This window comes from Pantoea conspicua, assembly GCF_002095315.1.
GTDB classification, from domain to species: domain Bacteria; phylum Pseudomonadota; class Gammaproteobacteria; order Enterobacterales; family Enterobacteriaceae; genus Pantoea; species Pantoea conspicua.
In genome coordinates, this window is sequence record NZ_MLFN01000025.1 from 1 (window position 1) to 22,454 (window position 22,454).

Sequence of the window (22,454 nt, forward strand, 5' to 3'; positions counted from 1 at the left end):
GAGCACCGCTGCTGCTGCCGGCCGTCTCGCGCCGCTCACGCGGTACCTTCGGCTTTGACGTCGTGCCGACGAACCGTTCGGGGATCGGCCTTCCCTGGCCGGCCCCGAACTCTCCACGCTTCCCGGCGTGGCGTTCTGGCCTGGCGTCACGCCTCTGCGCTGCGGATAGCCCTTTCAGCAGCAGAGGCGCTAAGGCCTCTGCCATCGTGCTCTTTTTAACGACACGCACTGAAGCTTCAGAGCAGGCTGGGGTCGGGCAGGCGCAGGCAATCCGCAGCGCTGAACAGAATGAGTCTGCCAGGAGAGCCCGCAGGACGCGGGCGAAAGGCGGGGCGGCACAGGATGTGCCATCCCCGGCGGTCCGTCAGGCAGACGAATGAAGTGAAGGCACCGCGCAGCGGCGCGAGGACCGCCAGCCCCTGCCCGGCACCAGACTGCGTTATCACCGGTCTCTTAACTGACGAGCATTAAGCCAACTGGCTCCCTGTTTTACCCCTGCTGTTGGGACTTCAGCCAGGCAATTTCATCTTTCCAGATATCCGGGTTGATGGTTTCGAGGATCAACGGAATCCCGTCAAAACGCGCATCCTTCATCATCCAGCTGAACACGATTTTACCGATATTGCCTTCACCCAGGCTGTGATGACGGTCAACGCGGCTGCCAAAGGTGCTTTTTGCATCGTTGAGATGCATCCCGCGCAGATATTTAAAACCAACGATGCGCTCAAACTCCGCGAAGGTGGCGACACAGTCCGCTTCGGTACGCAGATCGTAGCCACCGGCAAAGGCGTGGCAGGTATCCAGGCAGACCCCGACCCGCGTCTTATCCTCAACCTGATCAATAATTTCCGCCAGATGCTCAAAGCGGAAGCCCAGATTACTGCCCTGACCGGCGGTGTTTTCAATCACTGCTGTAACGTTGCGGCTCTGGTCGAGGGCAATGTTGATCGATTCGGCGATGCGCTTCAGACACGCCTGCTCGTCAATCTGATGCAGGTGGCTGCCCGGATGAAAGTTCAGCAGCGTCAGGCCAAGCTGATCGGCACGCTGCAGTTCATCAATAAAGGCAGCGCGGGATTTTTCCAGCGCCTCAGCCACCGGATGACCAAGGTTAATCAGAAAACTGTCGTGCGGCAGGATTTGCTGCGAACTGAAGTGATATTTCTCGCAGGCGGCGCGAAAGGCATCAATCACCTCAGTGGAAAGCGGGGCGGCTTTCCACTGCCGTTGATTTTTGGTAAACAAGGCGAAGGCGGTGGCTTCGATCTCATGGGCGCGAATGACTGCCTGATCCACACCACCTGCCGCACTGACGTGTGCGCCGATATATTTCATGCCGTTCTCCTGAAGGGGCTATGCACTGACGAGCAGGCATGATACCCGATGCGGTTAGCCCATGAAATGTTGCACCAGCAGATTGATGGCACCGCCGCCGACAATCAGCCAGCTAAACACCATCGCACCCAGCAGCAGCGGTTTCACGCCCGCCTCACGTAATGCACTGAAACGAGTCGTTAATCCCAGCGCCGCCATCGCCATCGCCAGCAGTAATCCGGCCAGCTGATTCAGTATCGCGACAACGTCAGCCGGTAACAGGTGCAGCGAGTTAAACAGCGCAACCGCAATAAACAGCAGCGCAAACCACGGAAAGGTCACCGGACCCGAGGCCTGTGCGCGTGGCGTCTGACGGCGCAGCACCGCACTGAGGCAGAGCAGGAACGGCGCCAGCATCATTACCCGCAGCATTTTGGCAATCACTGCGCTATTTTCGGCATCCGGCCCGATGCTGTGTCCGGCCGCGACGACCTGCGCCACTTCATGAATGGTAGAGCCGGTAAACACGCCAAACTGCGCCTGATCAAGGCCAGGGAACAGGCTGTGTGCCAGCGGCCACAGCAGCGGATAGATAAAAATGGCCAGGGTACCAAACAGCACCACCGTGGCGATAGCGACCGCGACTTTTGACGCTGCCGCTTTAACCACCGGTTCGGTCGCCAGCACCGCCGCCGCACCACAGATACTGCTACCGGCACCAATCAGCCAGACGGTATCGCGATCCAGCTTCAGCAGGCGCATCCCCAGCAGACAGGTAATAAAGAAGGTGCTGCTCAGGGTCAGTGCATCAATCAGGATGCCGCTGACGCCGACGTCAGCGATCTGTTGCAGCGTAATGCGGAAGCCGAACAGAATCACTCCCAGCCGCAGCAGCTTCTGTTTCGCCAGTGCCACCCCGGCATCGCACTGTGGGGCCAGCGGTGCGTAGACGCTGTTGCCGATAATAATGCCCAGCACAATTGCCAGCGTCAGCGATCCCAGCCCCCAGGATGCAATCGCCGGTTGCCCGGCCAGCCAGCTGGCGGCAGCGGCAATCAGTGCGGTCAGCAGCAAACCAGGGAGCCAGAGCTGAAGCGGTGGATGCGTTTTGTGAATGCTCAGATCTGCCATGTCGGTTCCTCCTTCTGATTGAGACCCGATCATGGCGCTGACTGGCTTAAAAGTGAAATTGATAATATATTTATAATTGACCAGAATAAACGATAAGGCGGCAATCATGCTATTTTCGCGTCTGCGCCGGTGGGCGACGCTGATCAAACGGGACATCGTGGTGTTGTGGTTTGCCTTTCGCGATCCGCGTACCCCCTGGTGGAATAAGCTGGCGATGCTGGGGCTGGTCGCTTATGGCATCAGCCCGATCGATATCATTCCGGATGTGATCCCGTTTATGGGTCTTCTGGATGATGCGGTGATCATTCCCTCTGGCGCAATGATACTGCTGCGTCTGCTGCCGCGTGAAGTGCGCATCAGCAGCAGCGAAAGGGCGCAGTCCCAGCGTGCGCGTGGCAAAAAGATTGCGGGCTGGCTGGTACTGATCGCGCTGATCTGGCTGGCGGTGGTGATCTATCTCATCAGGCAATAAGTGAGTTAAGGAGCGCCGATGCACATTACGCTGCGGCAGATAGAAGTGTTCACGGAAGTACTGAAAAGTGGCTCGACCACTCAGGCGTCACAGCTGCTGGCGTTGTCACAGTCGGCAGTCAGCGCGGCGCTGGCCGATCTGGAAAATCAGCTCGGCGTACAGCTGTTTGATCGGGTCGGTAAGCGGCTGGTGCTGAATGAGCATGGGCGACTGCTCTATCCGCGTGCGGTTGGCCTGCTGGAGCAGGCCAGCGAAATTGAGCAACTGTTCAAAGAGGACAACGGGGCGATTCGTATTTTCGCCAGCAGCACCATCGGCAACTATCTGCTGCCGGGCATGATGGCCGCTTACCGGCGTGATTTTCCCGGCCTGCCGCTGGAGCTGAGCGTCGGCAACAGTCAGGATGTGATCACTGCGGTGTCCGATTTCCGCGTTGACGTTGGCCTGATAGAAGGACCCTGCCACATGACCGAACTGGTCAGCGAACCCTGGCTGGAGGATGAGCTGGTGGTGTTTGCCGCCCCGGATGCAGCGATCCTGCAACAGCCGGTGACGCTGGAGACGCTGGCGGCTGCGCCGTGGATCCTGCGTGAGCGCGGCTCTGGCACCCGTGAAATCGTCGATTACCTGCTGCTGTCGCATCTGCCGACTTTTCAACTGGGTATGGAGCTGGGTAATTCCGAGGCGATCAAACATGCGGTGCGCCACGGCATGGGCATCAGCTGTCTGTCACGCCGGGTGATTAGCGATCTGCTGGAGGCCGGCACGCTGGCTGAACTGTCGCTGCCGCTGCCGCGTCTGACCCGAACGCTCTATCGTATTCATCACCGGCAAAAGCATATCTCGAAGGCGCTGACACGTTTTTTATCTTATTGTCGCGAGTGATTACTAATAATCCGGGCGCGATCATGAACGTAACTTATAACAGCGCGGCATTCGCTATACAGCGCAGGCTTAGCTGCTACAATCGCGCCTCATTTTTACCCAGCGTAGCGTTTACACATGCATAATGACTCAAATACAACACAACAACCTGCGTTACGACGTGCGTTAAAAGCACGTCATCTGACGATGATCGCCATTGGCGGTTCTATTGGTACCGGCCTGTTTGTCGCCTCCGGCGCGACCATTGCTCAGGCGGGGCCTGGCGGCGCGCTGCTCTCCTATATCCTGATCGGTCTGATGGTCTATTTCCTGATGACCAGCCTCGGTGAGCTGGCGGCTTTCATGCCGGTATCGGGCTCCTTTTCCACCTACGGCGCGAAGTATGTCGAAGAGGGTTTTGGTTTCGCGCTCGGCTGGAACTACTGGTACAACTGGGCGGTGACCATCGCGGTTGACCTGGTGGCCTCGCAACTGGTGATGAACTACTGGTTCCCGGATACCCCTGGCTGGATCTGGAGTGCGCTGTTCCTCTGCCTGATGTTCCTGATGAACTACATCTCGGTGAAGGGCTTTGGCGAGGCAGAATACTGGTTCTCGCTGATTAAAGTAGCGACCGTGATTATCTTTATCGTGGTGGGCGTACTGATGATCACCGGCATCATGCGCGGCGCAGAGCATGCAGGCTGGCAGAACTGGCAGGTGGGTGACGCACCGTTTGCCGGCGGTTTTGCGGCGATGATTGGCGTGGCGATGATTGTCGGATTCTCCTTCCAGGGTACCGAACTGATCGGTATCGCGGCGGGCGAATCTGAAGATCCGGCCAAAAACATCCCGCGCGCGGTGCGGCAGATTTTCTGGCGTATCCTGCTGTTCTACGTGTTCGCCATCCTGATTATCAGCCTGATCCTGCCGTATACCGATCCGCAGCTGCTGCACAACGATATCAATGATATCAGCGTCAGCCCGTTCACCCTGGTGTTCCGCAATGCCGGGCTGCTGTCGGCGGCGGCGGTGATGAATGCAGTGATCCTGACGGCGGTGCTGTCAGCCGGTAACTCTGGCATGTACGCCTCGACCCGTATGCTCTACAACCTGGCAAGCGAAGGCAAAGCGCCACGTATTTTTGCCCGGCTGTCAAAAGGCGGGGTGCCGCGCAATGCGCTGTGGGCCACCACCGTGGTGGCGGGGCTCTGCTTCCTGACCTCGAAATTTGGCAACCAGGAGGTTTACCTCTGGCTGCTCAACACCTCGGGTATGACCGGCTTTATCGCCTGGCTGGGTATCGCCATCAGCCACTACCGCTTCCGTCGCGGCTATGTGGCGCAGGGACACGATCTGAACGCGCTGCCGTACCGTTCCGGCTTCTTCCCGCTGGGTCCGATCTTCGCCTTTGTGCTCTGCCTGATTATCACCCTCGGTCAGAATTACCAGGCGTTTCTCAATGACCGCATCGACTGGTACGGCGTGGCGGCGACCTACATCGGTATTCCGCTGTTCCTGATTATCTGGTTTGGCTACAAGCTGACGCGCGGCAGTCGCTTCGTGAAATACAGCGAAATGGAATTTCCGGTTCACAAAGAGTAATTGTGTGTGCTGACACCGAAACGCGGTGCCTGCCGCCGTTCTGGCAGGCCGCAGATAACGTAAAGCGATAGGAGCATACGCCTGTAGCAAAGCATCGCGGACCACGGACAAAACCGCCGGGCGCGTTTTTGAACAACGTAAAGCGTTGGCCCGGCTACGGGCGCACCTCAGGGATGAGGTGCGTAATCGCCCGCGCTGAACGGCCAGGGATGGCGGTTTTCCGTCTTTGCGAAAGGCGTAGGCTCCCTGAGCCAGCATCCTGCCTGCAACTCCCTTTTTTACTTTTTTTTCACGTCTCGCTTATGTTCACGAATTGATAATTATTATCACCTGCACTATTGTGGCTGCGTTTTCTGACGGGATCGCCACACAGGGTTAATACATGACTACCGAAACTTCGCGGCTGGCGGGGGAAGAGACGCTTCAGCACACCATGCAAAACTACCATCAGGTGCTGCGCCGCCGCCTGTTCTGGATTGGCATACTACTGCTGACGATACTCGCCTCGCTGATCCTCGACTTCACCCTGGGCCCGGCCGGTCTCTCACTGCAAACGCTGTGGAACACGCTGCTTAGTCCTGAGAGCGTCGATGCCGGCACCCGCGTTATTGTCTGGGACATTCGTCTGCCCTATGCGCTGATGGCGATTGTGGTTGGGCTGTCGCTGGGCCTGGCGGGTGCAGAGATGCAGACCATCCTGAATAACCCGCTCGCCAGTCCGTTTACCCTTGGCGTCTCGTCTGCGGCGGCGTTTGGTGCCGCGCTGGCGATCATTCTCGGCATCGGCATTCCCGGCGTCCCTGATCAGTGGCTGATCTCCGCGAACGCCTTCGTGTTTGCGCTGTTTGCTGCCCTGATGCTGGATGCGGTGACCCGCTGGACCCAGGTTTCGTCGGCAGGCGTAGTGCTGTTCGGCATCGCGCTGGTGTTCACCTTCAATGCGCTGGTCTCGATGATGCAGTTTATTGCCAGCGAAGATACATTGCAGGGACTGGTGTTCTGGACCATGGGCAGTCTGGCGCGCGCCTCATGGGAGAAGCTGGGCGTACTGACCGTGGCGCTGGCCATTCTGGTGCCGTTTTCACTGCTGAGCAGCTGGAAGCTGACGGCGCTGCGCTTAGGCGAAGACCGCGCGGTGAGCTTTGGCATTGATGTGCGCCGTCTGCGTCTGGCGACGTTGCTGCGCATCAGTATTCTCTCTGCGCTGGCGGTAGCCTTTGTCGGCCCAATCGGCTTTATTGGCCTGGTGGCACCGCACATCGCCCGCATGATGTTCGGTGAGGATCATCGCTTTTATCTGCCAGCCAGTGCGCTGGTGGGGGCGCTGGTGCTGTCGCTGGCGTCCGTTGCCTCGAAGAACCTGATCCCGGGCGTGATCATTCCGGTCGGCATTGTCACCTCGCTGATTGGCGTGCCGTTCTTCCTGAGCATTATTTTGCGTCATCGGGGGACAGTCTGATGGAACAGGGTCTGACGTTACGTGGTTTCAGCGCCGGTTATCCAAAGCACAAAGTGATTGAAAACCTCAATGTTAAGCCGCTGCCGCGCGGTGAAATCACCGTGCTGCTTGGACCCAACGGCTGTGGCAAGTCAACGCTGCTGCGGGCGCTGGCCGGGCTGAATAAAGGCCGTGGCGAATTGTGGCTCAACGGCGAAAACCTGATGACTCAGCCGTTTGCTCAGCGAGCAAAGCATGTGGTCTATCTGCCCCAGTCGCTGCCTGCCGGCGTGCATCTGCACGTGCTGGAGTCGATTATCGTGGCGCAGCGTGCCTCCGGTGGCCTGCACAGTGCCAACAGCCAGGCGGAAGTGATGCATCTGCTGGAACAGCTGGGCATTGCGCATCTGGCGATGCGCTATCTGGATCAACTATCGGGCGGGCAGAAGCAGCTGGTTGGGCTGGCGCAGTCATTGATTCGTCGTCCGTCGCTGCTGCTGCTGGATGAACCGCTCAGCGCGCTCGACCTGAATTACCAGTTTCACGTGATGGATCTGGTGCGCCGTGAAACGGCTCAGCGCAACATGGTGACGGTAGTGGTGGTGCATGACATCAATATCGCGCTGCGCCATGCCCAGCATGCGTTAATGCTGAAGCACGGCAGCCTGGTCGCCGAAGGCCAGCCGGATCGGGTGATCACGCCCGCCACGCTGGCACAGGTGTATGGCGTGGAGGGCCGGATTGAGCACTGCAGCCGCGGTATGCCGCAGGTAATGATCGACGGGCTGGTACACGACGCGCTGGTGTAACGCTGAAGCGGGGCGGTTAACTGCGAAGAAGAGAAACACCCCATCGCCTCCGGCAGGAGACGATGGGGTGAGGTTTAACGCGCCAGCAGATGCTGCGCGTGGAAGCGCAGGTGATCTTCAACAAAACTGGCGATGAAGAAGTAGCTGTGATCGTAACCCGGCTGAATACGCAGGGTCAGCGGGAAGCCCGTTTCCTGGGCCACCGTCTCTAACCGCTCCGGCTGCAGCTGATCGGCTAAGAACTGATCGCTATCGCCCTGATCGATCAGCATCGGCAATCGATGTGACACTTCGGCCATCAGCTGACAGCTGTCATAGTCACGCCAGGCGGCACGATCGTCGCCCAGATAAGCCTGAAACGCTTTCTGTCCCCACGGCACATCCATCGGATTAACAATCGGCGCAAAGGCCGAGGCCGAGGCAAAGCGGCCGCCCAGACGCAGCGCCAGCATCATCGCGCCATGTCCACCCATTGAATGTCCCATGATCGACTGACGTTCGCTGACCTTGAAGTTATCCGCAATCAGCGCTGGCAGCTCACTGCTCAGATAATCGAACATACAGAAATGGCGGGCCCACGGCTGCTGAGTGGCATTGAGGTAGAAACCGGCGCCCTGTCCGAGATCGTAACCCTCATCATTCGCCACCCCTTCACCACGCGGACTGGTATCCGGCATGATCAGCACCAGACCCAGCTCCGCCGCGACGCGTTGCGCCCCGGCTTTGGTGGTGAAGTTTTCATCATTGCAGGTCAGGCCGGCCAGAAACCAGACTGCCGGCGGCGGTGCATCACCGTGCGGGGGCGGCAGATAGATGCTGAAGGTCATCGGGCAGTTCAGTACGGCCGACTGATGACGCCAGCGCTGTTGCCAGCCGCCGAAAATGCGATGTTCTTCCAGAAGCTCCAGAGTGGATGCCATAACGCCTCCTGATTACTTGTTAAAATGCACCACCGAGCGGATCGATTTTCCTTCGTGCATCAAATCAAAGGCGTCGTTAATCTGTTCCAGCGGCATGGTGTGGGTGATGAAATCATTCAGCGCAAACTTACCGTCGAGATAATCCTGCACGATGCCAGGCAGCTGTGAACGGCCTTTCACGCCGCCAAACGCCGAACCGCGCCAGACGCGACCGGTCACCAGCTGGAAAGGACGGGTCGAGATCTCCTCGCCCGCGCCGGCCACGCCGATAATCACGGATTCGCCCCAGCCCTTGTGGCAACACTCCAGCGCCGAGCGCATCACGTTGACGTTACCGATACATTCAAAGGAGTAATCGACGCCGCCATCGGTCAGTTCAACGATCACTTCCTGGATCGGCTTATCGTAATCCTTCGGGTTAATCAGGTCGGTGGCACCCAGCTTGCGTGCCAGATCGAACTTACTGGTGTTGATGTCGATGGCAATGATGCGTCCAGCTTTCGCCATTTTGGCGCCGATCACCGCGGAGAGGCCAATACCGCCGAGACCGAAGATCGCCACGGTGTCGCCTTCTTTCACTTTGGCGGTGTTCATCACCGCGCCCATGCCGGTAGTGACGCCACAGCCCAGCAGGCAGACTTCTTCCAGCGGGGCTTCTTTACTGATTTTTGCCAGCGAAATTTCCGGAATGACCGTGTATTCCGAGAAGGTCGAGGTACCCATGTAGTGGAAAATCGGCTTACCATCTTTGAAGAAACGGGTGGTGCCGTCTGGCATCAGGCCTTTGCCCTGGGTGGTACGAATCGCCTGGCAGAGGTTGGTTTTGCCGGACAGGCAATATTTACATTGACCACACTCTGGCGTGTAGAGCGGAATCACATGGTCGCCGACTTCGACGCTGGTGACGCCTTCGCCTACAGCTTCAACGATGCCACCGCCTTCATGGCCAAGGATCGCCGGGAAAACGCCCTCAGGATCGGTGCCGGACAGGGTATAAGCATCGGTATGGCACACGCCGGTCGCCACGATGCGGACCAGCACTTCACCTTTCTGCGGCGGCATTAAATCCACTTCTTCAATTTTCAGCGGTTCGCCAGCAGCCCAGGCAACAGCGGCACGGGTTTTGATCATATTCATGCAATCCCTCTTCCAGTCAGATTGTGACGCGCAGTGGCGTCCGGTTGGTCGTGATGATTCAGAGCCTGGCCCGCCAGGCTATTTTATTTGCCAGTCTGAACCTGGGCAGTGCTCACAATCCTCACGTACTACGTGTACGCCTGCTTGTTCCGCGCTGTCCGCGTTCAGACTGCCTGCAACAATTACGCCTGGCCCGCCAGGCTCTTAAACATAGCGTGGAACGCTTATTCCGCCGCCTGTAATGGGTGGATCAGCTCATCGTTGAGCGGACGATCGTCAAATTGTTCAATGATCAGGTACTTCAGCGCTTCGACATTCGGGGTAAACGCATCGCGTCGCCACATCAGCCAGGTGGCCGTATCGCGATAGCCCGGCGGCAGGGTGTGCGCCTGCACCCGTGAGCGATCCGCCATCTGTTTCAGCACCGAGGCGGGGATCATCGCCACGCCCGCACCGCCTGCTACACAGGCCAGCATGGCGTGATAGGACTGAATCTCCATCACGTTGTCAGGCGCGGTCTGGCTGTCGCGATACCAGCTCTCCAGCTTCACCCGATAGGAACAGCTGTTGCGAAAGGCAAACAGCGTATCACCCTGTACGTCTCGCGCGCTGCTGATCGGCGCGTGATCCAGCCCGGTGATCAGCACCATCTCCTCGCGAAAGGCGATACAGCCGTTGAGATCGTCATGAGAAACCGGACCATCGACCAGCGCGGCGGCTAAGGTGCCTTCACGCACCCGATCGATGATTTCGCCCGAGGTGCCAGTGATCAGTGACAGCGCCACTTTAGGAAAACGCTGGTGATAGGCGGCCAGCAGACCGGGCAGTCGGGTCGCCGCGGTACTCTCCATCGAGCCTAAAGCAAAGTTACCGGCCGGTTCGCCGGTGCGTGTCATACTCATCGCTTCTTCGCTCAGCGCCAGGATACGCTGCGCATAATTCAGAAAATTATGGCCCATTGGCGACAGTCGAATGCGCTGCTTCTCACGAATAAACAGATCAACGCCTAACTCTTCTTCCAGCTGGCGCAGCCGGGTGGTCAGATTAGAGGGTACGCGATGCAGCTGTTCTGCCGCGCGCGCCAGCGAACCGCTTTCGGCGACGGAACAGAACATACGTAGCTGAACTAAATCCATATCTTCTCTTCCCGTAAACAACTTGGTTAATATTATTCACTTTCCGTGAGTTTAAACATCCTGCATGCTGTAAGCAAGTCAGAAAAGATCTCAGGTCAGCACCAGTCCAGCACAACAGGAGTTCAGCCATGGCGGTACGCGTCGCGCTAAGCGCATTTTTAACCTTATTTGTGGCAATGGGGATCGGGCGCTTTGCCTTTACGCCGCAGGTACCGCTGATGATTCAGGAGCACCAGCTGACGCTGACCAGTGCCAGCCTGGTGGCGGCGTTAAACTATCTCGGTTATCTGTGTGGCTCCTTTGATGCGATGCGCGCGCACCGTCGGGTAGAGCTGCGGTTGCTGGCCGGCGTCTGGGGGGCGGTGATCCTGACGCTGCTCTCGGCCTGCGTCAGCGGGCCCTGGTTGCACGGCGCGATTCGTTTCCTGATTGGCTGGGCCAGCGGCTGGGCGATGGTGCTGGTGGCTGCCTGGAGCAATGAGCAGCTGCATCGGCATGGCCGGGCAGGGTTATCGGCAGCGGTGTTTGCCGGTCCGGGTTGCGGTATTTTTGTCAGCGGTCTGCTGGCGGTGGTGCTGCACAGCTTTCAGGTGTCGGCCTCGCTGGCATGGGCCGCTTACGGCGCGCTGGCGCTGCTGCTGATTGCGCTGATTAGCCGTCATCTGCCGCGTCGGGGTGAACTGCATCGGCCGGATCAGGCACCTGAACCGCTGGTGCTGAACCGCGATCTGAAACGGCTGGTACTGAGTTACAGCCTGGCGGGCTTTGGTTACATTTTGCCCGCCACCTTCTTATCGCAAATGGCGGCGGCACGCTTTCCTGATGGGGTGTTCGCGCAGTTCGTCTGGCCGATTTTTGGCGGGGCGGCGATGGTCGGGATTGTGATCGGCATTATGACCCGGCGCTGGGGCAGCAGTCAGGCCCGGCTGGCGCTGGTGTTGTGGGCGCAGGCGCTGGGCGTACTGGCGGCGGCGTTGTTGCCGGGCTTCAGCGGCTTGCTGATCGGGGCGCTGCTGGTGGGGGGCGGCTTTCTCAGTGTGGTACAGCTCTCCTTGCTCTGTGCGCGTGAACTCGCTCCGCAGCATCTGCGGTACATGGCCGGATTACTGACTACCGGTTATGCGGTCGGGCAGCTGGTCGGCCCGCTGCTGTCGTTTCTGTCAACCGCGCTGCTGCACCGTCTGGAACCGGCGTTGTGGGTGGCAGGCGCCAGTCTGGTATGGGCCGGGCTGCTGGTCTGGCGACGCGCCGCCTGACGCAGGGTGATCACCAATCTGATTGATTGCTGGATTCCCCGCAAAGAAAGTTTCACAATACGCGCTCAGTAACAGGGCCCGCAGGCATTCACCGGCGGGCGCAACACCAGCCGGAGAAGAGTACGATGAGCACCTTAAGTCAGGAAGCTGCCCTGGTTCATGAAGCGCTGTTAGCGCGTGGCCTGGAAACGCCGTTACGTGCGCCAACGCGCGACCTCGATGACGAAACGCGCAAGAGCCTGATTGCAGGCCACATGACCGAAATTATGCAGCTGCTGAATCTCGATCTGGAAGATGACAGCCTGATTGAAACCCCGCACCGCATTGCCAAAATGTATGTTGATGAGGTGTTCTCCGGTCTCGACTACGCCAACTTCCCTAAAATCACCGTCATTGAGAACAAAATGAAGGTTGATGAGATGGTAACCGTGCGTGACATCACCCTGACCAGCACCTGTGAACACCACTTTGTGATTATCGATGGTAAAGCGACTGTCGCTTATATTCCGAAAGATAAGGTAATTGGTCTGTCGAAAATTAACCGCATCGTGCAGTTTTTTGCGCAGCGCCCGCAGGTTCAGGAGCGCCTGACGCAACAGGTGCTGGTGGCGTTGCAAACGCTGCTGGGCACCAACAATGTTGCGGTGTCGATTGACGCGGTGCACTACTGTGTGAAAGCGCGCGGCGTAAAAGATGCCACCAGCGCCACGACCACCACCTCACTCGGCGGACTTTTCAAGTCCAGTCAGAACACCCGCCAGGAATTTCTGCGCGCGGTACGCCATAGTTGAGTCAACGGCGGGCGCATTCTGGCGCCCGCGTCGTCAATGCAGGGTGCCGCATGCAACGCTATCACGCGCTGGATTTCATACGTGGATGTGCCATTCTCGGCATCCTGCTGCTTAATATTGTCGGCTTCGGACTGCCGTCCGCCGCCTATCTCAATCCTGCCTGGCAGGGCAGTGTCACGCTGTCCGATGCCTGGACATGGGCGATCTCTGACGCGCTGGCTCAACTCAAATTCCTGACCCTGTTTGCGCTGCTGTTTGGCGCGGGCCTGCAAATGCAACTGCCGCGGGGCAGCCGCTGGCTGACCGCTCGCCTGACACTGCTGGTCTTATTCGGTTTTCTGCACGGCGTGTTTCTGTGGGAAGGCGATATTCTGCTGGATTACGGCATTATTGGTCTGGTGGTATGGCGGGTCTTGCGCGATGTGCCTTCCACCCGCAGCCTGATGCACACCGGTATTCTGCTCTATCTGCTGGGCTGTGGCGTGTTACTGGTATTCGGTTCCATTTCCGATCATCAGCCGACCCGTTCCTGGCTGCCGGGCGCGGCCGATTTGCAATATGAACAATACTGGAAACTGACTGGCGGCTGGGATGCGGTGCAGAATCGGCTCGATCAGCTTGCCTCGGGTTTAATGGCGCTGGCGGCACAGTATGGCTGGCAACTGGCGGGCCTGATGATGATTGGCGGGGCGCTGCTGCGCAGTGGCTGGCTGACCGGCGAATTTTCACCACTGCACTATCGTCAGGCGGCGGCGCTGCTGCTGACGATGGGGCTGTCGATCGCGGTGGCCGGCGTGGCAGCGCAATGGCTGTTACATTGGGAATTTCGCTGGACCGGTTTTTATCTGCAAACTCCGCGTGATTTAGCGAGTCCGCTGATCAGCCTCGGCTATGCTGCGCTCTGTCTCGGCTACTGGTCACGCATCAGTCGATGGCGTATTAGCTATGCTATTCAGTGTGTTGGCCGGATGGCGTTAACCAATTACCTGCTGCAAACCCTGATCTGCACCACGCTGTTTTATCGCTTCGGGCTGTTTATGCATTTCACGCGTCTGCAACTGGTGATGATGGTGCCCGCAGTGTGGCTGATCAATCTTCTGTTTTCACTCATCTGGTTACATTACTTTGCGCAGGGCCCGCTGGAGTGGCTATGGCGGCGTCTGACGCTGCTGGCCGCCGGTAAACCTGCCGTCACTGACAACGTCAGATAATGACCGCCATCACAAAGGTTGCAGAATTGTATGTAACCGTTTTCATTGATGTGACGCAATTCACGCTGCCTCTCTCCCGCCCCTGACAAAATAGCGCCGGTGTTCAACCCGGCGTGATGCCTTATTCTTCCTCTGTGGAACTGCTGCATGATAACGATTCGTGATGTTGCCCGTCAGGCTGGCGTGTCGGTAGCGACCGTCTCGCGCGTACTCAACAATAGTAGCGCTGTCACGTCTGATACCCGTGACGCCGTGTTACAGGCTGTTGACGCGCTGGGATATCGCCCTAACGCTAACGCGCAGGCGCTGGCTACTCAGGTCAGCGACACCATTGGCGTGGTGGTGATGGATGTTTCCGATCCCTTCTTTGGCGCGCTGGTCAAAGCGGTCGATACCGTGGCGCAGCGCGTGCATAAGCATGTGTTAATCAGCAACTCCTGGCATCAGGAAGAGAAAGAGCGCCATGCGATTGAGGTGCTGATCCGGCAACGGTGCAGTGCGCTGGTAGTCCATGCGAAAACGCTTTCAGACCATGAGCTGGCTGAATTTATGCAACATGTACCGGGTATGGTGGTAATCAACCGCATCGTGCCCGGTTTGAACACCGCAGCGTCAGCCTTGATAACGTTACCGGCGCGCTGATGGCCTCTCGTACGCTGTTACAACAAGGGCATAGCCGCATTGGTTACCTCTGTTCCAGTCATCCGATTGAGGATGTCGCCCAGCGCCGCGAAGGCTGGCTGCAGGCGATGGCGGAGCAGGGCATCCGGCCGCAGGAAAGCTGGATCGCCAGCGCCGAGCCCGATATGCAGGGCGGTGAAGCCGCAATGGTGGAACTGCTGGGGCGCAATCTCAATCTGAGCGCGGTGTTTGCCTATAACGACGGCATGGCGGCGGGTGCGCTCACAGCATTAAAAGACAACGGCATTCAGGTTCCACAGCATTTTTCTGTCATTGGCTTTGATGATATTCCGATTTCGCGTTACACCGATCCGCAACTGACAACCGTACGCTATCCCATTGTTTCTATGGCTAAACTGGCCACGGAACTGGCGTTGCAGGGCGCGGCAGGGTTGCTGGATGACACCGCAACACACATCTTTATGCCGACGCTGGTACGTCGTCATTCAGTGGCGCAGCGGCAAAATGTGGAGTCCGTCACTAATTCAAGCGATTCAGCCATGTAACCGTTTTCAATCTGTGATTACATTCACAGTTAATTAACATTGCCCTCACTATGATGGCAGCGTCTCACCGGACTGAAACATTATGTAACGCCCGCATAACCGCATCAGGCACCGCTTCAGTCACTGGATGAAATGGTTCATAACATATTCATATTCACGGAAGCGTTTAGGTACAGGGAAGTCAGATTTTGGACGGCGGTCCAGCGGCTTAGCGTAACGTTGTGTCTATTCCGCGTCGCCGATCAGTTTTACCGATTGTTCTCCCGCCTCTGTGGCGCGGCAGAGCTAAAAAGACCCTGCATAAAAAAACCGGAGATACCATGAATAAGAAGGTTTTCACGCTCACAGCACTGGTTGCCAGCATGATGTTTGGTGCAACCGCTCACGCAGCTGACACCCGTATCGGCGTGACCATTTATAAATATGATGACAACTTTATGTCGATGGTGCGCAAAGACATTGAGAAAGAAGCGAAAACCATCGGTGGCGTTCAGCTGCTGATGAATGACTCGCAGAACGACCAGTCAAAACAGAACGATCAGATCGATGTGCTGATGGCAAAAGGCGTGAAAGCGCTGGCGATTAACCTGGTTGACCCGGCAGCCGCCGCGGTAGTGGTCGATAAAGCGCGCGCGAATGATGTGCCAATCGTTTTCTTCAACAAAGAACCTAACGCCAAAGTGCTGGCCGGTTATGACAAAGCCTATTATGTCGGTACCGACTCTAAAGAGTCCGGCATTATCCAGGGCCAGCTGATTGAGAAACACTGGAAAGCGACCCCGGCATGGGATCTGAACAAAGATGGTCAGATTCAGTTTGTGCTGCTGAAAGGCGAGCCAGGTCATCCTGATGCTGAAGCACGTACCAAATATGTGATCGATACCCTGAACAAAGATGGCCTGAAAACCCAGCAGTTAGCAATGGATACGGCGATGTGGGATACCGCTCAGGCGAAAGACAAGATGGATGCCTGGCTGTCAGGCCCGAATGCCAAAAAAATCGAAGTGGTGATTGCTAACAACGATGCTATGGCGATGGGTGCGGTTGAAGCGCTGAAAGCGCACAACATGTCCTCCATTCCGGTCTTCGGCGTCGATGCACTGCCAGAAGCGATGGCGCTGGTGAAATCGGGCGCGCTGGCCGGTACCGTGCTGAACGATGCGGAAAACCAGGCGAAAGCAACGCTGGATATGGCGAAGAACCTGGCTGACGGCAAAGCCGCCACCGAAGGGACTAATTTCAAAATGGTCGATAAAATCGTCCGCGTACCTTACGTACCGGTTGATAAAGAAAACCTGTCACAGTTCCAGAAATAATATCGATAACGGGCGCGGCCAGAGTCGCGCCTTTTTTACGTCACCACCGTTTTTTAGCCAGGTAAATTATGGCCAGTGATAATACGACCGCGCAGCGAGAATATCTGCTGGAAATGACCGATGTCAGTAAATCATTTCCCGGCGTTAAAGCATTAGATAATGTGAATTTAAAAGTGCGGCCTCACTCTGTTCATGCATTAATGGGCGAGAACGGCGCCGGTAAATCCACCTTATTAAAATGCCTTTTTGGTATTTATAAGAAAGATACCGGCAGCATTTTGTTTCAGGGTAAAGAGATCGATTATAAGAGCTCCAAAGAGGCGCTGGAAAATGGCGTGTCGATGGTGCATCAGGAATTAAACCTGGTATTACAGCGTACCGTGATGGACAACATGTGGCTGGGGCGTTATCCCCGCAAAGGCTTCTTTGTCGATCAGGAAAAAATGTATAACGACACCAGGGCGATCTTTGACGAGCTGGATATCGATATCGATCCACGCGACAAAGTGGCGCATCTTTCCGTGTCGCAAATGCAGATGATTGAAATTGCCAAAGCGTTCTCTTATGACGCGAAAATTGTGATTATGGATGAGCCTACCTCCTCGTTAACCGAGAAAGAGGTTAATCATCTGTTCACCATTATTCGTAAGCTAAAAGATCGCGGCTGCGGCATTGTCTATATCTCGCACAAGATGGAAGAAATTTTCCAGCTGTGTGACGAAATCACTATTCTGCGCGATGGACAGTGGATCACCACCCAGCCGCTTGACGGGCTGGACATGGATAAGATCATCTCAATGATGGTTGGCCGTTCACTGAATCAGCGCTTTCCGGACCGGACCAACGTGCCGGGTGAAACCATTCTTGAGGTGCGCAACCTGACGTCATTGCGTCAGCCATCGATTCGCGATATCTCGTTTGATCTGCGTAAAGGGGAGATTCTCGCATTGCCGGACTGGTGGGCGCCAAACGTACCGATATCGTCGAAACGCTGTTTGGCATTCGCGAGAAATCGGGCGGCACCATTAAACTGCACGGTAAACCGATTAATAATCACAGTGCCAACGAAGCCATTAACCACGGTTTCGCGCTGGTAACGGAAGAACGTCGTTCGACCGGGATTTATGCTTTTCTGGATATTGGTTTTAACTCGCTTATTTCCAATATCAAAAAATATAAAAACAGTATGGGGCTGCTGGATAATAAACGCATGAAGAGTGATACCCAGTGGGTGATCGATTCAATGCGGGTGAAAACGCCAGGTCACCATACGCAGATTGGTTCGCTTTCGGGTGGTAACCAGCAAAAAGTGATTATTGGTCGCTGGTTATTGACCCAGCCTGAAATCCTGATGCTTGATGAACCGACGCGCGGTATTGATGTCGGAGCAAAATTCGAAATTTACCAGCTGATTGCTGAGCTGGCGAAAAGAGAAAAGGGCATCATTATTATCTCTTCCGAAATGCCAGAGCTGTTAGGCATTACCGACCGTATTCTGGTGATGAGTAATGGTCTGGTAGCAGGCATTGTTGATACCAAAACCACCACGCAGAACGAAATATTGCGTTTAGCGTCATTACACCTTTAATGAAGCAAGGGCTGTTAACATGAAAGCGACTACAAAAAAGAATGCGCTAACCTGGTTAAAAGAGGGCGGCATTTATGTCGTGCTGCTGGTACTGCTGGCTATTATTATTTTCCAGGACCCGACATTTTTAAGTTTAATGAACCTGAGTAATATTCTGACCCAATCTTCGGTGCGCATTATCATTGCACTGGGTGTGGCGGGGCTGATTGTTACCCAGGGTACTGACCTTTCCGCTGGTCGTCAGGTCGGTCTGGCCGCCGTCGTCGCGGCAACGTTGTTGCAGGCGATGGACAACGCTAACAAGGTGTTTCCGTCGCTGGATACCGTGCCGATTCCTCTGGTGATCCTCACCGTCTGCATCATTGGCGGCGTGATTGGTCTGGTCAACGGCGTGATCATTGCCTACCTCAAGGTGACCCCGTTTATTACCACCCTCGGCACCATGATCATCGTTTATGGCATTAACTCGCTCTATTACGATTTCGTCGGTGCGTCACCGATTGCCGGCTTTGATGCGGGCTTCTCAAAATTCGCTCAGGGCTTCTTGCGCTTCGGTGATTTCAAACTCTCTTTCATCACCTTCTACGCGGTGATTGCGATTGTGTTTGTCTGGGTGTTGTGGAACAAAACCCGCTTCGGTAAAAACATTTTTGCTATCGGTGGTAACCCGGAAGCGGCGAAAGTCTCAGGCGTTAACGTCAACCTGAACCTGATCATGATTTATGCCCTGTCAGGTGTGTTCTACGCCTTTGGCGGGATGCTGGAAGCGGGCCGTATCGGCTCGGCAACCAACAACCTCGGCTTTATGTATGAGCTGGATGCGATTGCGGCCTGTGTGGTCGGCGGCGTCTCCTTCGCCGGCGGTGTCGGTAGCGTGGCGGGCGTGGTGACCGGTGTACTGATCTTCACCGTTATCAACTACGGCCTGACCTATATCGGTGTTAACCCTTACTGGCAGTACATCATCAAAGGCGGCATCATCATCTTCGCCGTGGCGCTGGATTCACTGAAATACTCGCGCAAAAAATAATGCGCTGGCGATGACGTCAGAAAACCAGAGCGACCTTCGGGTCGCTTTTTTTATGGGAACAGTGCTGGCGTTGTTGCTGTGAGATTGGGGCTGCTTAGGGAGGAACACCGCCAGACTGGAAAAACGCTAAGGCCAGTCCATGACACGTCCGGCCCGCGCCATCCCTGGCGCGGGACGCTTTCCTCTTCTGACCGTGTTCCCTGCGCGTTGAGCTTAGTCATTGCTATCAGATTCACTCTGCTTCAACTTCTCAGCAATCTGTAGTGACCCTAAGGGGGATTTGTGCTGAATATGCTGTAGTAGCATCAGAGGTGTGAGCTTAAACATCACAGCAGACTGGTCTTCACTTTTAGACGGCGACAAAAGTTAAAGCGAAGGGTCATACGCCGGTAGCGAAGCATCGCGGACCAGGGACAAAATGTCGGGAGCGTTTTTGAACAACGCAAAGCGTTGGCCCGGCTACGGGCGCGCCTCAGGGATGAGGTGCGTAATCGCCCGCCAGGAATGGCGGTTTTGCGTCTTTGCGGAAGGTGCAGACTCCCTGAGCCAGGCACGTTCCGACCAGACCACAGCATTGGAGTCACAGTCAGCACAGCATAAAGAAGCCGCAGCGCGTCAGCTATTTACGCAGCTTCTGTTCCAGTTCCAGTAACTGTTCCGGTGTCACCGCCGGGTAACTTTGCGCATCCTCGGGGATCTCACGCACCGCCGGAATCGGCACCAGCGGCCCGAGGAAGCGGGGTTCCCGCTTCAGCAGGAACAGGTCAGCCAGCGCACCCAATCGCGCACCGACCTCACGGAAACGCACGCTCAGCATGTTTTTTGGCGAGGGTACGGCATAGCACTGCGCCTGAATGCCGAGCTGCAGCGCGATAAACAGCGCACGCTCACAGTGGAAGCGCTGGGTGATGATAATGAAGTCGTTGGTATCGAATACTTTTCGGGTGCGGACAATCGAATCCAGGGTACGGAAACCGGCATAGTCCAGCACGATATCTGCCGGATCAACGCCTGCCTTAATTAAGTCGCGGCGCATGGTCATCGGTTCGTTGTAACTCTGTAGCGCATTATCGCCGCTCAGCAGCAGGTAGTTGACTTTTCCGCTGTTATAGGCGTTGAGCGCGCCCTGCATCCGATAGAGGTAATACTGATTGATGACCCCGGTACGATAATATTTAGCGGTGCCCAGCACCACACCCACCTGGCGGTGCGGCAGTGAGGAGACATTCTCGTAGATTAAGGGCGCAGTTTTCCAGCTGATCCAGCGATCAAGGCCAAGCGCCGTCGCCACCATCAGCAGGATGATGAAAAGCAGTCCAATAAAAACGCGTTTCAGCATGCGCCTGGAGACTCGATATCAGAATGGTGAGATGGCACAAGGCTACTTGAGCCGCCGCAGCGAAGCAAGTTAGTGCCGGCTGGCTGGTCTCTTTTTGAGCATTGCCGGACCAGTATCGGTCCGGCAGCGCACGATTAGATCGAGGTACGGCGGTAATGACGATATTGCGGCAGCCAGAAGTTGTTGGCAATTGCCTGTGACAGCACATCTTCGGAGGTGACGACAGCCACACCGGCCAGCTGTGCCGCTTTACCGACTTCCATGGCAATGATTTTCGACACGCCCTGGATATCTTTGATTTCAGGCAGGACCGGACCTTCGCCATCGTTGACCAGCGGAGAGCAATCAGCCAGGGCACGGCTGGCGGTCATCAGCATGGTATCCGTCACGCGGCTGGCGCCTGAGGCGATGACGCCCAGACCAATGCCCGGGAAGATATAGGAGTTATTACACTGGGCAATCGGGTAAGTTTTCCCGTTCCAGTTGACCGGCGAGAACGGGCTGCCAGTGGCGACCAGTGCCGCGCCGTCGGTCCAGGCGATAATGTCGGCTGGCGTCGCTTCAACGCGTGAGGTCGGGTTAGAGAGCGGCATGACGATCGGGCGTTTGCAGTGCTTGTGCATCTCGCGGATGATCTCTTCGGTGAACAGCCCTGGCTGACCCGACACCCCAATCAGAATATCCGGCCGGGCGTTGCGCACCACGTCGAGTAGCGAAATCGCGTCGCTGGTGACATCCCAGTGCTGGATATTTTCGCTTTTCTGCACCAGCTTGCTCTGGAAATCGAGCAGGTTAGGCAGCTTGTCGGTCAACAGACCAAAGCGATCCACCATCATGACCCGGCTGCGCGCTTCTTCATCGCTCAGGCCTTCCGATTTCATCTGAGCAATAATCTGTTCCGCGATACCACAACCGGCAGAACCGGCGCCCAGGAACACCACTTTCTGTTCGCACAGGCGGCTGCCGGCGGCGCGGCTGGCGGCGATCAGTGTCCCCACGGTGACCGCGGCGGTGCCCTGAATATCGTCGTTAAAGCAGCAGACTTCATCACGATAGCGGTTAAGCAGTGGCATGGCGTTCTTCTGGGCGAAATCTTCGAACTGCAACAGCACTTTCGGCCAGCGGCGCTTTACCGCCTGAATAAATTCGTTAACGAAGGCGTCGTACTCTTCGCCGGTAATACGGGGATGACGCCAGCCCATATAGAGCGGATCGTTCAGCAGCTGCTGGTTGTTGGTACCGACATCCAGCACCACCGGCAGGGTATAGGCCGGGCTGATACCGCCACAGGCGGTGTAGAGCGACAGCTTACCGATTGGAATACCCATGCCGCCGATGCCCTGGTCGCCCAGGCCCAGAATGCGCTCTCCGTCCGTGACCACAATCACTTTCACGTTCTGTTTTGTGGCGTTCTGCAGCATATCTTCGATACGATCGCGGTTCGGGTAAGAGATGAAGACCCCGCGCGCCCGGCGATAGATTTCAGAGAAGTGTTCACAGGCAGCGCCGACGGTCGGGGTATAGATAATCGGCATCATCTCTTCGAGATGGTTATCCAGCAGGCGATAGAACAGCGTTTCGTTGGTGTCCTGGATGTTACGCAGGTAGACGTGCTTATCGTTATTGTTTTTGAAGTCCTGGAACTGACGCCAGGCACGCTGCGCCTGCTCTTCAATTGACTCTACCGCTTCCGGCAGCAGGCCATTGAGATTAAATTCGTTGCGTTCGTCGATGCTAAAAGCACTGCCTTTGTTGAGCAGGGGAAATTCCAGCAAAATCGGGCCAGCGTAAGGGATGTAGAGCGGACGTTTACTTTCGTAGTCGAGTTCCATGCAGTGATGCTCCGGTTGCAGTGTTGTCTGGCGTCACGCCGGAAAGGTAGCGCCAGTTTACTTACCCGTTATAGCTCA

At 56.5% G+C, this 22,454-nt stretch carries 18 protein-coding genes and 2 pseudogenes; 13 read left to right on the forward strand and 7 right to left on the reverse strand.

The window, feature by feature from the left end; all coding sequences use genetic code 11:
- Positions 1-380: hypothetical protein (locus HA41_RS21200; RefSeq protein WP_208612758.1), on the forward strand; the 380-nt coding region annotated here is incomplete at its 5' end.
- Between the two features lie 109 nt (positions 381-489).
- Here HA41_RS21200 and nfo read toward each other — a convergent pair.
- Complete coding sequence (gene nfo / locus HA41_RS10510; RefSeq protein WP_094120746.1) at positions 490-1,335, reverse strand: deoxyribonuclease IV; 846 nt, start codon at positions 1,333-1,335, stop codon at positions 490-492.
- Positions 1,336-1,389: 54 nt separating this feature from the next.
- Positions 1,390-2,445 carry a YeiH family putative sulfate export transporter gene (locus tag HA41_RS10515; RefSeq protein ID WP_094120781.1) on the reverse strand — a complete coding sequence of 352 codons (1,056 nt, stop codon included), beginning with the start codon at positions 2,443-2,445 and terminating at the stop codon, positions 1,390-1,392.
- Positions 2,446-2,551: 106 nt separating this feature from the next.
- Here HA41_RS10515 and HA41_RS10520 point away from each other — a divergent pair, with 106 nt between their 5' ends.
- The 5 genes from HA41_RS10520 to HA41_RS10540 all read left to right on the forward strand — a co-directional run bounded on the left by HA41_RS10520 (position 2,552) and on the right by HA41_RS10540 (position 7,633).
- Positions 2,552-2,917: a YkvA family protein gene (locus HA41_RS10520; RefSeq protein ID WP_094120747.1), complete on the forward strand. Its 366-nt coding sequence runs from the start codon at positions 2,552-2,554 to the stop codon at positions 2,915-2,917.
- Positions 2,918-2,935: 18 nt separating this feature from the next.
- Entirely contained in the window at positions 2,936-3,802 is an 867-nt protein-coding gene (gene yieE / locus HA41_RS10525) for a DNA-binding transcriptional regulator YeiE (protein WP_094120748.1), read from the forward strand.
- 117 nt (positions 3,803-3,919) lie between these two features.
- On the forward strand, positions 3,920-5,386 hold the full coding sequence (locus HA41_RS10530; protein ID WP_094120749.1) for an amino acid permease: 1,467 nt from the start codon (positions 3,920-3,922) through the stop codon (positions 5,384-5,386).
- Positions 5,387-5,768: 382 nt separating this feature from the next.
- Complete coding sequence (locus tag HA41_RS10535; protein ID WP_094120750.1) at positions 5,769-6,845, forward strand: FecCD family ABC transporter permease; 1,077 nt, start codon at positions 5,769-5,771, stop codon at positions 6,843-6,845.
- The gene (locus HA41_RS10540) at positions 6,845-7,633 is read left to right on the forward strand and encodes an ABC transporter ATP-binding protein (RefSeq protein ID WP_094120751.1); all 789 of its coding nucleotides are present in this window, start codon (positions 6,845-6,847) and stop codon (positions 7,631-7,633) included. The genes HA41_RS10535 and HA41_RS10540 overlap by 1 nt, the downstream gene beginning before the upstream one ends.
- A 74-nt stretch (positions 7,634-7,707) precedes the next feature.
- On the opposite strand, the gene fghA is transcribed toward HA41_RS10540, so the two are convergent.
- From fghA to ptrR, 3 genes are all read right to left on the reverse strand, one after another.
- The gene (fghA, locus tag HA41_RS10545) at positions 7,708-8,553 is read right to left on the reverse strand and encodes an S-formylglutathione hydrolase (RefSeq protein WP_094120752.1); all 846 of its coding nucleotides are present in this window, start codon (positions 8,551-8,553) and stop codon (positions 7,708-7,710) included.
- 12 nt (positions 8,554-8,565) lie between these two features.
- Positions 8,566-9,690 (reverse strand): S-(hydroxymethyl)glutathione dehydrogenase/class III alcohol dehydrogenase, encoded by a 1,125-nt coding sequence (locus HA41_RS10550; RefSeq protein ID WP_094120753.1) that lies wholly within the window; start codon positions 9,688-9,690, stop codon positions 8,566-8,568.
- A 224-nt stretch (positions 9,691-9,914) separates the two neighbouring features.
- Positions 9,915-10,826 carry a putrescine utilization regulator PtrR gene (ptrR, locus tag HA41_RS10560; RefSeq protein ID WP_094120755.1) on the reverse strand — a complete coding sequence of 304 codons (912 nt, stop codon included), beginning with the start codon at positions 10,824-10,826 and terminating at the stop codon, positions 9,915-9,917.
- A 128-nt stretch (positions 10,827-10,954) separates the two neighbouring features.
- Here ptrR and HA41_RS10565 point away from each other — a divergent pair, with 128 nt between their 5' ends.
- The 7 genes and pseudogenes from HA41_RS10565 to mglC all read left to right on the forward strand — a co-directional run bounded on the left by HA41_RS10565 (position 10,955) and on the right by mglC (position 19,205).
- A complete protein-coding gene (locus tag HA41_RS10565) occupies positions 10,955-12,082 on the forward strand; it encodes a YbfB/YjiJ family MFS transporter (RefSeq protein ID WP_094120756.1) in 1,128 nt (375 codons plus the stop codon).
- A gap of 125 nt (positions 12,083-12,207) precedes the next feature.
- Complete coding sequence (folE, locus tag HA41_RS10570; protein WP_094120757.1) at positions 12,208-12,873, forward strand: GTP cyclohydrolase I FolE; 666 nt, start codon at positions 12,208-12,210, stop codon at positions 12,871-12,873.
- Between the two features lie 50 nt (positions 12,874-12,923).
- Entirely contained in the window at positions 12,924-14,084 is a 1,161-nt protein-coding gene (gene yeiB, locus HA41_RS10575; protein WP_094120758.1) for a DUF418 domain-containing protein YeiB, read from the forward strand.
- 147 nt (positions 14,085-14,231) lie between these two features.
- Positions 14,232-15,271 (forward strand): annotated as a pseudogene (galS, locus tag HA41_RS10580) (HTH-type transcriptional regulator GalS).
- Positions 15,272-15,591: 320 nt separating this feature from the next.
- Complete coding sequence (gene mglB, locus HA41_RS10585; RefSeq protein WP_094120759.1) at positions 15,592-16,587, forward strand: galactose/glucose ABC transporter substrate-binding protein MglB; 996 nt, start codon at positions 15,592-15,594, stop codon at positions 16,585-16,587.
- A 68-nt stretch (positions 16,588-16,655) separates the two neighbouring features.
- Positions 16,656-18,175 (forward strand): annotated as a pseudogene (gene mglA / locus HA41_RS10590) (galactose/methyl galactoside ABC transporter ATP-binding protein MglA).
- A gap of 19 nt (positions 18,176-18,194) precedes the next feature.
- Positions 18,195-19,205 carry a galactose/methyl galactoside ABC transporter permease MglC gene (mglC, locus tag HA41_RS10595; RefSeq protein WP_094120760.1) on the forward strand — a complete coding sequence of 337 codons (1,011 nt, stop codon included), beginning with the start codon at positions 18,195-18,197 and terminating at the stop codon, positions 19,203-19,205.
- Positions 19,206-19,824: 619 nt separating this feature from the next.
- Here the strand turns inward: mglC and sanA are convergent.
- Both sanA and HA41_RS10605 read right to left on the reverse strand, forming a co-directional pair.
- The gene (gene sanA, locus HA41_RS10600) at positions 19,825-20,544 is read right to left on the reverse strand and encodes an outer membrane permeability protein SanA (protein ID WP_094120761.1); all 720 of its coding nucleotides are present in this window, start codon (positions 20,542-20,544) and stop codon (positions 19,825-19,827) included.
- A gap of 134 nt (positions 20,545-20,678) precedes the next feature.
- Positions 20,679-22,376 carry an NAD-dependent malic enzyme gene (locus HA41_RS10605; protein WP_094120762.1) on the reverse strand — a complete coding sequence of 566 codons (1,698 nt, stop codon included), beginning with the start codon at positions 22,374-22,376 and terminating at the stop codon, positions 20,679-20,681.
- Positions 22,377-22,454 lie beyond the last annotated feature (78 nt).